At 52.3% G+C, this 13,659-nt stretch carries 7 protein-coding genes; 3 read left to right on the forward strand and 4 right to left on the reverse strand.

The annotated features are described in order from the left end of the window. Positions 1-48: 48 nt before the first annotated feature. The gene (locus GmarT_RS22600; protein ID WP_002647004.1) at positions 49-495 is read right to left on the reverse strand and encodes a hypothetical protein; all 447 of its coding nucleotides are present in this window, start codon (positions 493-495) and stop codon (positions 49-51) included. A 173-nt stretch (positions 496-668) separates the two neighbouring features. Here GmarT_RS22600 and GmarT_RS22605 point away from each other — a divergent pair, with 173 nt between their 5' ends. Beyond that, positions 669-1,688 carry a DUF368 domain-containing protein gene (locus GmarT_RS22605; RefSeq protein WP_002647003.1) on the forward strand — a complete coding sequence of 340 codons (1,020 nt, stop codon included), beginning with the start codon at positions 669-671 and terminating at the stop codon, positions 1,686-1,688. Between the two features lie 11 nt (positions 1,689-1,699). On the opposite strand, the gene GmarT_RS22610 is transcribed toward GmarT_RS22605, so the two are convergent. Together GmarT_RS22610 and sppA are read right to left on the reverse strand one after the other, a co-directional pair. Further along, positions 1,700-4,030 (reverse strand): FG-GAP repeat domain-containing protein, encoded by a 2,331-nt coding sequence (locus GmarT_RS22610; protein ID WP_002647002.1) that lies wholly within the window; start codon positions 4,028-4,030, stop codon positions 1,700-1,702. Between the two features lie 84 nt (positions 4,031-4,114). Continuing rightward, complete coding sequence (sppA, locus tag GmarT_RS22615; protein ID WP_002647001.1) at positions 4,115-5,926, reverse strand: signal peptide peptidase SppA; 1,812 nt, start codon at positions 5,924-5,926, stop codon at positions 4,115-4,117. A 321-nt stretch (positions 5,927-6,247) separates the two neighbouring features. On the opposite strand from sppA, the gene GmarT_RS22620 reads away from it, so the two are divergent. Both GmarT_RS22620 and GmarT_RS22625 read left to right on the forward strand, forming a co-directional pair. Further along, positions 6,248-7,066 carry a hypothetical protein gene (locus tag GmarT_RS22620; RefSeq protein ID WP_002647000.1) on the forward strand — a complete coding sequence of 273 codons (819 nt, stop codon included), beginning with the start codon at positions 6,248-6,250 and terminating at the stop codon, positions 7,064-7,066. A 243-nt stretch (positions 7,067-7,309) separates the two neighbouring features. Next, positions 7,310-8,509 (forward strand): pyridoxal phosphate-dependent aminotransferase, encoded by a 1,200-nt coding sequence (locus GmarT_RS22625; RefSeq protein WP_002646999.1) that lies wholly within the window; start codon positions 7,310-7,312, stop codon positions 8,507-8,509. A 104-nt stretch (positions 8,510-8,613) separates the two neighbouring features. Here GmarT_RS22625 and GmarT_RS22630 read toward each other — a convergent pair whose 3' ends face one another. Then, on the reverse strand, positions 8,614-13,434 hold the full coding sequence (locus tag GmarT_RS22630) for a right-handed parallel beta-helix repeat-containing protein (RefSeq protein ID WP_002646998.1): 4,821 nt from the start codon (positions 13,432-13,434) through the stop codon (positions 8,614-8,616). Positions 13,435-13,659 lie beyond the last annotated feature (225 nt).

Raw genomic sequence — 13,659 nt, forward strand, 5'->3', positions numbered from 1 at the left:
TCGCTGGTGGAATGAAATCAAATCGAACGCATGGCATTCAAAACCGGGTTACAGCAACCCGCCGCCGAATGTGTCTTCCTCTTCTTCAGCGGGCTGCGGGAGCTCTGCTTCCGCGGGAGTCGGGGGCGCTGCTTCTGGCTCCTCAGTGGGAGTTATTGAAGCCACTTCAGTTATAGAGTGATCGGCAACATTGTCAACCGGCTGATCGACGGGTGTCTCAACGGGCGCCGTATCCGACTCCTCAATTGAGCGGGCAGCAGCAGCGGCACGTTCGGACGAGGACTGATCGTGTGCAGACGGCTCATAGTATTCGAAATGGAACGGATCCCGATACCGGCTGCGTTGCTCTTCGACCAGTTGCATAAAGACGGTTTTGCCGTCCACTTCAACCGATTTTGCAACTACGTTTCCGCTCAGGCGGATCGTCTGTCCGGTCTGGGGGCATTTCCAGAGCCGTCTGACATCAAGATCCAGCTTTAATCCGGGGCCTTTCATAGTACTTTTCGCTTTGCTGCTGGAGGTCCAGAAATCAACACTTTTCAGAATTGCCTGACTACATTACACTCTCGTCACTTCTAAAGATAGCTGATCCCGTATGCCCGGTTCAATTGCTGACGTGAAAATAATTGCAGCGAAAATTCGTTTGTTCATTAAATCAAGGTTTATTGATGTCCCACTCCGAACAGCCCGTCACACAAACGACACCTAAGTTTCCTGCGAAATCGGATCTGATCCAGGTCGGTCGCGGACTGTTAATGGGAGGCGCCGACATCATTCCCGGTGTATCCGGGGGGACCGTAGCTCTGATCCTGGGGATCTATCAACGTCTGGTGACCGCGATCAGCCACTGCGACGCCCGGCTGTTTCAGTTGCTGGCGAAACGACAATGGTCTGACGTCGCAGTGCATCTGGATCTGCGGTTTGTGCTCCCGCTGGGTGTGGGAATTCTGACGGGTGTGGTCAGCCTGGCCAGCCTGATGCATTATCTGCTCGATTATCATCTGCAGTTGACGCTGTCTGTGTTCTTCGGCCTGATCCTGGCTTCAAGTTACCTGGTCGCACAGATGGTCAAACGCTGGACGGTTTTAAATGTGCTGGCGTTTCTGGCATCGCTGGCGGGCGTCTATATCCTGGTCGGCGAACATTCGATTCAGCCTCCCGAGGGGAACCTGTACGTCTTTTTCTGTGGGATGATTGCCATCTGTGCCATGATCCTGCCGGGGATCAGCGGTGCCCTGATTCTGATCCTGCTGGGAAAATATCATGATGTCACAGGCCTGCTGAAAACGATCCCGAAAGAATTGCTCAAGGGAAACATCGACTGGAGTGGCCTGGTAACGGTATTTGTATTTGTTCTGGGCTGCCTGATCGGACTGATTCTGTTCAGCAAGGTATTGCGCTGGCTGTTGCACAACTATCATACATTGACGATGGCGGTGTTGTGCGGCCTGATGGTGGGCTCGCTCAGACGAATCTGGCCATTTAAGGTGGATGTGACTCCCTACACTGCCGACCAGACTCCGGAAATGGTTCCGTTCAAACATCGGATCTATGAAAATGTCTGGCCCGCAGCATTCGACGGTCAGTTCTGGACATCAATTGTGTTAATCATCGTCGCCGCCATTTTAATCTGGGGGCTGGATTATCTCTCTCAAAAATATGCGATGCACGGAACGTCCGAACTCTGATCGACTCGCGATTACTTTTTGCCGTCATCCTGGGGGTAGAGTAGCACGCGATCATGGCATAACAGGATCAGATCTTTTCGATTGTCACCGGTCAGGTCGGCGATGACTGCCTCACGTGGATCTGAGCCCGACCGGTTGGATCGGGAAAATGTTTTCTCTTCGAACACTTTGAAGTTCAAAGCGTGCTTCAGGCCTGCCTGTTCCTGGAAGTTCAGAATTTCCACCTGATGCGTGCGTAGATCCAGGATGACGATATCTGACTGCCCGTCGCTGTTCAGATCGCCGGCCACGGAGTCGGTGAAATAGGCCTGCGGAATTTTGGATTCGTATGAGGCGACATCTTTCAGGGTGGGAGGCGTCTGACCTGAGTAGAGGATTCCGAACTGGCCGCGACCAAACAACACGAGATCAGGCAGTTGATCTCCATTCAGGTCAGCGACATGCGCGGACAGGAAGGGAAACTCGCCGATTTCCACTTCCTTCCAGGGACGATAAACATTGGCTTCTTTTCGCAGGATGCGCAGTTTCTGCACTCCCAGATCGATCAGCACGATTTCATCTCCGGGTTCGCCATCCAGGTTAATGTTGACGGCTCCGACCACGCGGGCTTTGCTTTCGGGGGCATTAAACTGATCGAGCACCTGCCACTGATTATCGGAATTCAAAACCAGTCTGCGGGCAAAATTGTTCTGCGCGGTCAGAATCCAGTCCCGTTTCGGGCCGCCGATAAAAATGGATTCCGGCTTGATCTCATCCAGGTTGATTCCCCCGGAGGGGGTAATCAGCTGCGGCGTCTGTTTAGGTGTGAGGGTGATCATTTTGGGAGAACGAGAGAGCCCATAAAAGGCCATCAGTTCAAAAACCCCATCGCCGTTGGCATCGAGTTTGACTAATGATTTCGGGTTTTCCAGGTTGGGCGGATTGCTGGGAAAAGAATAATCGGCCCAGGTTCCATCCGGATTCAGTTTCAATGCCTGGAGTTTATACTGATTGGAGTCCACCCTGGAGATATAGATTAATTCGGGTGACTGGTTGCCGTCCAGGTCGGCCATTTCAAAGGCAACCGGCTCCCCTTTCACCGGGAGAATTTTGGGAAACGAGAGTCGCTGATTTTCAAACGAACTGACGCCGATAATCTTTTCCCGTTCGCTGAGGACGAACACTTCTGCCCGTCCGTCGCCGTTGACGTCTTCAACGCGTAACTGTTCTACTCCGAGAAGTCCCGGGTAGGTCTGCCCCAGGTCCAGGCCACGATCTTTGGCCTGCAGGTAGACCAGCATCTGTGCGGTTTCCGGGTCGGAGACAACGACATCGGTAATTCCGTCGCCGTTAATGTCTCCCAGATCGAAGCCGCGATTCCGTCCCGATCCTTCTTCACCGAAACCGTACATCGTCAGTCGCTTGGAAAGGTCTCCATTTTGCGTCGACGATTTTTCCAGCTGCTGAATTCTCATTCTGCCGGTCTGCGAATCGATGGTGAGAATTTCTGAACCTGCTTTGCCATCGATATCTGCTAAAGTGACCGAGCGGGGATTGGATAGTTCAAACCGGATTTCCGGTCCCAGGTTGCCATCTGGTTTTTGCAGACGGGCACAGAGCATCTGATCTTTGCCGTCGCGTGTGGCATAAGTAAAATCGTTGCGTCCATCCCCATTCAGATCGGCGATGGCCGCGAGCCCGAGCTTGGGTGATGTATTCAGAATCGGACGCGGCGTTTTCAATACGCCGTTCTGATCCTGCAGAATGACATAAGTATGGTTCGTTCCCAGAACGATCAAATCGGTTTTCTGATCGTGGTTCAGATCGCCGGCGGCAATAGTCCACTGCGTCGACTGCAGATCTGCCAGCCGGATACGTTTGCGGTCGGACCACTCTCCTGTTTTGGTCTGATAGCGAATGATCAGTCGGTCCGGCAGGGCCAGGTAGGCCAGATCATTGAGCCCGTCTCCATTGAAGTCACCCACTGTCAGTGCTGAAATGGAGACATCGACGGGAATTTTGATGTGTTTTAAACGTGCATCACTGGGAATCCCATTGACTTCGTCTGTCATTTCATCGGGAGAGACTTTTTCGCCGGGAGCACGTTGCTGCAGGACATCAATGCGGCTGTTGCTGTTGTCAATCAGAATCAGATCATTCAGCCCATCTCCGTTCAGATCCTGTGCCAGCATATTGGCGGACCGGTCGGAGAGCTTGAAGAGTTCCAGTGGTTTAAAGCCGTAAGAATCTCCCAGCTTCGCTTTATCCTCTGCGTAAACAGGCGGTTGTGCACCTGCGATACAATAGACTGCCAGCATTGTCAGGCAGAGCATTCTGATTGATTTGCTTGAGCCGATTAACATCCTGTCTCCTTGCGGTATTTCCAAACTGCGGCGAGTTGAATTTTCAAGTTTGCCTGTGAGTTTCGATCAGCATAACCAGAATCATTACTGGACGCGAATCTCGAAAGGCATAATTGTGAGTGACTTTTCCCGTGCCAGTAAATTGATCAGGTCCATTTTTTTCAATTGTTCAGACAACCCCGGAGCCAGGGAATCCAGCATGCGGGAGATCTGCTGATGTTGTTGCGTATCGCCGTCCACAGGGCCGAAAATCTGCTCGAACGGACTGGTCGGTCGGGGGAGAATCAGTTTTTCGAACTTCTCGCCTTCTTTGATTTTCCCCAGTTTGCGGGCATGATCGATGGCTTCATCGAGTGTTCCCAACTGGTCTACCAGGCCGAGTTTCAGCGCCATCTCTCCAGTATAGACCCGACCTCGTGCGAGGGCTTCCAGTTTGTTGTAATCCATTTTGCGACCAGCGGCGGCTTTTTCGGTAAACTGTTTGTAGATCGCGTTCAGCATGCCCGTGACGGCGACGCGTTCCGATTCCGTAAAACCATTCAGCGGGCTGAAGGTTCCACTGTTGCTGCCACGTGAAATGACGCTGGTCGTAATCCCGATTTTCTTATAGAGACCTTCAATCGCCAGTTTGCCGCCAACAACGCCAATCGACCCCGTCAGGGTCCCCGGTTCGGCAAAGATGCGTTCTGCGCCCATGGAGATGTAGTAGCCTCCGCTGGCGGCGACATCACCCATGCTGACGACGATCGGTTTGCCGGCTTCTTCGAGTGCCCGCCACATCAGATCGCTGGCCAGGGCGCTGCCTCCCGGGCTGTCGACGCGGACCACGATCGCTTTGACCTGGTCATCGTCGGCTGCTTTATGAACGGCTTTGATAAAGGTATCCGAGCCCAGAACGTTGCCTCCCAGCAGACTTCCCTGTGCAGAGGAACCGGACATGATGGCCCCCGTGGCATAGATGACGGCGATCCGCGGTCCGGAGCCGATGCGCTGTGAGGAATCGATGCCGGCCAGCAGGTCCATCAGTTTGATCAGTCCCGCGATGCCTGAGAAATCGGTGTCGGCCCGTTTTTTCGCATATTTTTTGATCAGCTTGACTTCGTTTTTACTGTCCTCTCCCGTGAGCAGTTTGGGGAGTTGATCTTCATAGGCAATGTGATCAATCAGTCCGAGTTTCTTTGCTTCGGCAGCCATATATGGACCGCCGTTGATGGCCGCCTCGACTTTTTCAGCGGATAACCCCCGGGATGCGGAAATCATACCGGTGATCTGTCCGAAGTAATTATCGAGCAGTGCTTCCATTTCTTCGCGAAAGGCTTCGCTCATTTCGGTACGTGTATAGGGTTCGGCAGCCGACTTGTATTTTCCGACCCGCAGGATATCCGGTTTGATATCGAGGATGTCGAACAGGTTCTTATAGAAACTGACTTCCGCACGCAGTCCCAGCAGGATCAGTGAAGCCGACTCGGGCATCACGATCTGATCACAGGCAGACGCGATCAGGTAATCTTTGGTCATGCCCGTTTCAATCCAGGCAAAGACCTTCTTGTCGCTCTTGCGGACTTTCTGAATCGCCTGTCGCAGTTCGTTCAGCTTGGCCCAACCAAGTTCGGTGCCTTTGAAATGCAGTACAACGCCGGTCAGCGATTTATCTTCCGACGCCTTTTCCAGCCGGGAAACGACTTTGGAGAGTGACTCGGTGACATCGCCAAACAGGCCGGGCATCTGCGGTCCTTCGGGATAGGACCCTTTGATGACCATATGGGCCCAGTTTTCACGGGTCGGCTTGGCTTCCTCTTCTTCTGCAGCAGAAACAGAATTTTGAGTGAGAATCAGCGCACAGCCAAGAAGCAATGCCACGAGGAACCAGCGACTTTTATGAACAGGCATCGACATCAGAAATCTCCAGAACAGGGACGTATGTATTGTTTGCAGAACCAGAATCGTTGTGATGCAGCAGGAGAGATCACTCTGGAAAACGTTAAATTCGGATTAACCGCTATAAGCAGTCTAAGTGGAACAACAGGCTACGGTCAAGAAAGAGTTGACTGATGCTCCCGTTATACGCACTGAAATGTGATTGCTTCAGAAAATTCCTGCGGGAAAAACCAAAAAGTGTTGTCAGAGGATGCTTGATTTGTCACACTGGAACCGCTGGTTTCTCGCGTGATCTCTGGTCACTGCTCCGTTCCCTGTACTCACTGTGGTTTTACAAACATGTCCGTACGTACTTTTCTGCTGTCACTGATCTGCGTTGTTTCACTCTCGAGTTCTCTTTCTGCACAGGGACTGATCTGGGAACTGCCCGCTGATGGCTCCTGGGTCCGCTTTGAAGGGACCTATGAAAAAGAGATGCCAGGGCCGGAATCGAACGATTTGAACATCAAACTGCAGTGGACGCGACATCTGGTCATCAGTTCTGTAGGCTCTGAGATGGCAGAATACGAAGGCGCACAGACCGCCTGTCGCTGGCTGGAATTTAAATGCATCACCGGAAAATCAACGGAATCGGGTGTGGCTCCCGGGGTTTCCGGCCCGCGCATTTATAAAGTGCTGGTTCCTGAAAAAGCGATCAGCGGTGACATCAAAGAAACGATTGGCAAAAATGAACTGCCCATTACATTTCTGCCGATCGTCCGCGGCTATCGCAAAACCGGTGACCGACCTGTCGAACCACTCAAAACCAATGTACTGCGTTTCTACCCCATGATCACGATGCTGGAACACTATACCCAATGGGATTCTGTCGGAGAGCCTGGCAGCGTGGAAACACCGGCTGCAACTGTCTCCGCGCGGGAGTACCAGGGGACCTTCATCAGTGAAAGCACCACAACCCGCTCAAAAAACGAAGGGAAAATCTGGCGTACTTCCGAAATTCCGTTCGGCATCGCCAAATGGTCGGTTGTGATTACCCGCGAAACAAAGGGGGGAACCCGGCCTCGCACCGAGTTCAAGCAGACATCCCTGATTCAGGTGAACATGTCAGCTCACGAAGTGGGTAAGAACGCCGAGAGCGAACTGCCGGCTTCTCGCTGAACACGGGCGGCCCCACCCCAGATTGACGCTGCCCTGTTCTGCCTGACCCGATTTCAGGCCGGATTCCTGTTCGATTTGCAAACTATGCCACCCGAGACTTGACGCTGTCCTCACAGGTGAAAAGAATCAGATGTTTACGAACATCTTTGCTTCCCGCGTGTCTGCGTGGGGGAACTTTCGAGATCTGATATCGGTTTTCAGATCCATCTACTTTTATTCATTCAGAGAACAAAGATCACCATTATGTCGATGCAGCTCTCAGCTACTGTTCAGAAACTCAAGCCATCCGCGACCATTGCCGCTGCAGCAAAAGCCAAGGAATTGAAAAGTACCGGCGTCAAAGTGTATGAGTTCACCCTGGGAGAGCCAGACTTCACCACCCCCGCTCATATCTGCCAGGCGGCAAAAGACGCCATGGACGCCGGCCAGACGCATTACACCCCGGCAGCGGGTACTCTCGAAGTCAAACAGGCAATCTGCGATGCTTACCAGCGCGATTATGGTTTGAGCTATCAACCAAATCAGGTGGTCGTTTCTAATGGTGCCAAGCATTCGATTCATAATGTGCTGACCGCCTTGTGTGGCCCCGGGGATGAAGTCATCATCCCGACTCCCTACTGGGTCAGCTATAGTGCCCTGGTCGAACTGACCGGTGCGACTCCCGTGATGGTGGAAACATCAGAAGAGAGCGGTTTCTGCATGAACGCGGAACAGTTCGCTGCCGCCATCACTCCCAAAACCAAACTGATGATGCTCAACAATCCCTGCAACCCGACCGGAGCCGCCTACCCGGTGGAAACACTGGAAGCACTGGCGAAAGTCGCCGTGGAAAAAGATGTGGCGGTGCTCTCAGACGAGATCTATGAAAAACTGATCTACGAAGGTTCTGAATTCCGCAGCTTCGCTTCCTTCGGTCCGGAAGTCGCAGAACGAACCATTATTGTCAGTGGCGTCAGCAAAGCTTACGCGATGACTGGCTGGCGTATCGGCTGGACACTGTCGAGCCCCGAACTCACCGCCGCGATGACCAAGCTGCAGAGCCAGGAAACCTCCAATCCCTGCAGTATCAGCCAGGCCGCGACGATTGCCGCGTTGAGCGGTCCCCAGGAAAGCGTCGCCGACATGTTGACCGCGTTCAAAGAACGCCGGGCTTATGTCCTCGAACGCCTGCGTAAATTCCCGGACATCAGCTTCGCCGAACCAGGGGGTGCGTTTTACGCCTTCTTCAATGTGAGTGCCCACTTCAACAAACCACTGGGAGGCGGCAAAGTCGTCACCGACTCCAGCGAGTTCTGTACCGCGTTACTGGAAGAAGCACACGTGGCGCTGGTAACCGGCGATGCCTTTGGCGCACCCGGTTATGTCCGCCTGTCGTTTGCGACGGATCTGAAAACACTGGAAGCCGGCCTGGATCGCATCGAGCAGTTCCTGTCACCCGCTTAATCATCAGATGATTTAATCTGACACCATAAAAAAACACCATCCCGATTCCTCAGGATGGTGTTTTTGTTTTCACTGATACTCAGATTAGACCAGAGGTTGTGATCTTAGTACTGTCCCCAGCCGTAAGGCAGTTCGCCGACAATGATACCGGGATAGTAGATACCATTGGCGTCGCCGGTAGTCGTGTAAGGATTCCCGTCCAGTGTGAAGATCGAAGTGTCTCCCGAGCTGTCAACACGGAAGGTGCTGGCTCCAGTACCGGAGTAGAGGAAGTTTCCTGCCCCCGGATCGTTCAGGTTTGGAATACGGGCAGCCAGACGTTGAGCATTACGACGACGTGTTGTCGAAGTAAATGGCCCGTCGAACGGAACACTGGTCGTATTCAAACGAGATTTGAAGGTATCAGCATTAGCATAGAAGGCACCGACATTTGTTGTATCGGATGAGATGATCGTGTTATTATCCCACAACAGGTCCAGTCGAGCGAGCGCATCTGACTGGAAAGTATTGATGACGGTCGGATCTGTCGTCGCTCCCCAGGTTCCGGCTGTTGCAGCGGGATCAACCGTAGAGGTAAATGATTCAAAGTAGACATCATCACCCAGGTTACCCGTCAAGGTGGTATTTGTGACAGACATGATCACACCTGATGTAACAAAGTTACCCGCACCATCGCTGGCAAAGCCCCCGCCGTATTGCGAACCACCAGTTCCGGTGAAGGAACGAGTCGTACCGACGCGGACGACCAGACCAGTGGTACCAAAGCCACTGTCGCGACCGTTGTCGATGATCTGGTTATTATCCATATCCATTCTCAGATAGACATCCTGGAAGAGACTTCCGTCCGAAGCCAGGGTCGTGGTAGAAGGATCCGTCTGATTCTGTGTGAGCGATGCCGTGTAGACCACATACACCCCTTCGAGGCGGTTTTCATTCACGATGTTATTGTTAAAGTCGATGTTGATGGTCGAAGCTGAGCCACCTAAACCAGGTCGGGCCAGAACATCGAAGCCACGCCCGCCGTTGAAGTCGATGATGTTACCATCAATATTCAGGTCAAAAGTACCTGACAGGACATTCATGAATTCGATACCGTCTCCCCCGTTCCGGGTGATATCGTTGTTCGCGATCGTCGTGTTATTATAACCCAGCAGGTCCAGATCGATACCGGCGACCGTGTTCTCTGCGATGTAGTTGCGGGCGATTGTAAGTGTTCCGGCATCTTCAACAGCGATACCGTCTACACCGTTGTCCACAATCACGTTACCCAGCGAAGAATCTGCCGCATCCCCGATGACGAGTGAGTCGGTAGCCGCTTCGAGGTGGATACCGTCTCCGCCGTTTTCAGCAATGTAGTTGCGGGTCCAGGCTCCGGTTATTCCACGTGTGTCAAATACGGAATTGGTAAGCTCTGTTGTCATAATACCATGCAGAGTGTTACCCGTGATCGTATTGCTGTCCATGTTGGCAGACAGAATAGCATCCGCTTCGACCCGGAGATCAATCCCCGACTGACCATTGTTTGTAACGGTGTTGTTATTAACGGTATAGGTGTCGGTCTTATTCGCTGCAGAGGCGGTCAGATCGATACCATTCAATGTGTTTGCTGTGGATGTATTGTACCTGATATTGATATTGGTCATCACAGCATCAGAGGTCCGCGCCATCTCAATACCGTGGCCTGCATTGGTTGTAAACAGGTTTCCGTAGTCAGATGTGCTGCCACCGATTGTGATGTTGTTGATGGTACCGAAGTCACCCAGATTATTCCCGGTGACGGTCATCAACAGACCGGATGCAGCACTGTTCTGGATGATGCTGCGTTGAATGGTGCTGTTCGTTAAGGTGGCAGTATCCCGCACGATAAATCCGACACCCTCGCCGGTAAACTCACTGTTTAAAGTGGTGTCATAAGTGGTATTAAAGTTGTGCTGATCAATGTCAACCCGGTTGGTTGTGTTCCCGATTAACAGCAGTCCGATATGGGCATCGCCGTTGTCCTGGAACGTATTGGTCAGAGAGTTATCAATGGCTGCCAGGTCTCCAAACGACAGGGTCACACCGCCATTACCTCCGACAGTCGTTGTACCATCGACGGTACCACCGACACCAAAGCTGGCACCGTCATCATCTGGTAAATCCGGAGCGCGACCGATAAAGGTATTTCTGTAGATGGATGCCGTCGTGCGGACATCGCTGGAACCAAACAGGATACCAGCCGTTCCAGTCGTAGTACGATTGAAGTTGTTTGAATCAATGGTACCCAGCGTATTGACGGCAGTATCGGTTCCGCCCAGGGCGGCTCCCCCGATAAACATCCCGGCTTCGGTATTATTGCTGAAGTCATTCTCAGAGATCAGCGAGGTCGTGAAGACACCGCCGGTGTTGTTCACAATGCTCATCCCGTGTCGGGTGTTGCCGGTGAAGTTATTGCTGCCGATGGAAGGTGAACCAAAGCCGGTCAGGTCAATCGAACCGGTGGTCAAAGTAAATGCCAGACCATCCTGCGTATTGCCGGTCGCGGAGTTATTGATGATACTCCCGCCGATGGCACCATCGTTTGTTGTATTCAGGCTGATACCGTTCTGGGTGTTACTGCTGAAGACGTTGGTGGTTGAGTTGGCATTACCGATATTCAGATTGATGGCAGATCCAGCTCCATCCGATGTGGCGACAAAGCCGTCAACACCGTTGTTGCTGGCGTTGATGTTTGTCATTCCCAGGTTGTCTCCGCCATCTGATAAAGCAGACAACGTACCACCTGCAGTGGTATTGAAGGCAATACCATTTCCGGCATTGTTACTGGCTGTGACTGTATCAAAGCTGTTAAATGTAACGGTACTTGCATTGGAATTGACTACTAAACCACTTGTGGTGGCGTTCGTATTGTTACTGAAGGTGTTTCGGGCAAAATCAGTGTTGATTGTCGCCCCGCCATCGGCAGTCATGATCATGCCGGTACCGTTGCTGGTCGCAGTATTACCGGTGATACCCAGGGTGGTCACTCCATCGGCGGCAGTCCCTACGCCATCAATCGAGCTTCCGCCATTTGCAATGATTTCGAACCCGGTTCCTGTTCCTGGCGGAACAACTCCCAGATTATTCGTGGCCGTATTGTCATGGAATGCCAGTTCCATGGTCCCTGCTGTTTGTGTGATGCGGGCACCGTGTAAGGAATTGGCACCGTCACCTGTGAAGGTGTTACTGGAGAGTACACCGGTTTCACTGGCCGTATTGACAACATCCACACCGCGGTTATACAGCACGAAGGTATTGCGGTTGATATCAAAACCACGTGTTCCCGCTGAATAGATACCGTAGTTATGCGGTAAACCACCCGTTCGCACACCGCTGATGTTGAAACCGGATACTTCCCAGGCGCCTCCCTGTCCGACGACCACTGCGCCCGCTGATCCACCAGCCCCACTCAGGTTGGTAAGTGTGGGAAGACTGGCAGCAGGATTGTAACCTGGCAGAGTGATACTGACGACATTTCCATCGTTGTCGAGTGTATTGAAGCTGTGCACGACTGCTTCACTCAACAGACGCTGACCGGTAGTTCCACCGATTCCCCCGCCGTTGTCCAGCAGAGTAATCTGACCATTCAGGTTCAGTTCGTTACCGTCCTGCACGAAGATGATATCTGTTGCTGCAGTAGGCGGTGACGCGTTGTAGGCGGCCACTGAACCGTATGGTGTTTCATAAGTACCATCGCCGGCGGCACCGAAATCCGGGTCGATGTGTGCTACGGTGTATGGCAGGCCATCATCAGGATTGATCGCCAGTTCATTGGTCGTTGTCTGTTTCACGTTTGCCACGACGCGGTAATTACGATTCATAGGCTGATACATACGTTGCTGCAGAGTTTTTGGCCGCATCCACTTGTCGGAACGACCTTCTGGAATGGAGAGCGTCACATTCATCCATGCGTTGGAACCGAATACGGAATCCTTGGCATAGCTGACGCTCATCTGCCACCAGTCATTAATATTGGCTTCTGCACGGAACTTGGCACCTGCGGCGCTTTTGTCGTGATCTGAGTTGTAATAGTAACCGCCGACATAGCCATCAATGCCGAATTTCCCGAGGACTGGCAGCGGACCGCCGACTTCGGCATCGACACCGCCGTATGACGATTCAGAACGTCGTGTGCGATTCAGATAAATTCGATCTGTCTGGAAGTAGGCACTGCCTGACAGATTGTTCGAGATGATGATCTCGTTATTATTGATGGGAAAATAACCGTTCACGCGTGTTGTCAGATACTGGCCGATGACTTCACCACTCAGACCAAGCTGATGGTAATCCTGATAGTGCCCGTCATCATAGTCATACCAGCCGGCGACCGTGAAGATTTTATCCAGATTGTCGTTGTAAGCACGCCAGCCAGCACCCAGGTTGACACCGCCGGCACCCTGGTCTGTCACCATGGCCCGCAGATCAAGGAAGAGCATGCTCTGCTCAGGATTGATCGTGAAAGGCATTAAGACGCCCAGGTTTGAATAACCATCGTCGTAACCGATACCACCACCAATGCCTTTATCCAGGCGGAAGAGGGGATGGAACTCATCGACGTCCACAGGCTGATAGCCGGTCCCGTTATCGACGAATTCATTCACTTCCATGGTGCGGGGATCAGGATATCTGTAAGGAGCATACCCCTGTAATTCGTCCTGGTAACTGACATCCTTCATGTTAGTAAAACCGGGAACATCATTTCTCTGGACTGTGTTCGCAGGAATAAAATCATGCCTGAACACACCGGAAGAAACGTTCCCCACGATAGCAGAACCTGCTGGCTCACCAATCGTCGCATGTCCCTCTGTTTGATTACCTTCAGCGGGGGCTGGATCTGCAAAAGCAGACACCAGTACGTACTGAGAGGCTAAAAAGAAGCAGGCCAGGCTGACACTTAATTTCTTCATCGAATGCTCCAACGTCGATGTATAACTCGTCTCTTACGATTTCAGACGATCAACTTCGTTCCTTATCCTCTTCCGATCTGCCACTCTCAGGATATCTGATCCTTTAGTGTGCAAAACCGGTCGAAGCGAACGGGCGGGTGAAACCCGGTCCATTCTGCCACTCATCCCCGGTCGGCTGTAAAGCTATTCCGATTATCCGGGTACAAGCGGTTATTCTGATCTTTC

The sequence above is a fragment of the Gimesia maris genome (assembly GCF_008298035.1).
In the GTDB taxonomy this organism is placed as follows: Bacteria; Planctomycetota; Planctomycetia; order Planctomycetales; family Planctomycetaceae; genus Gimesia; species Gimesia maris.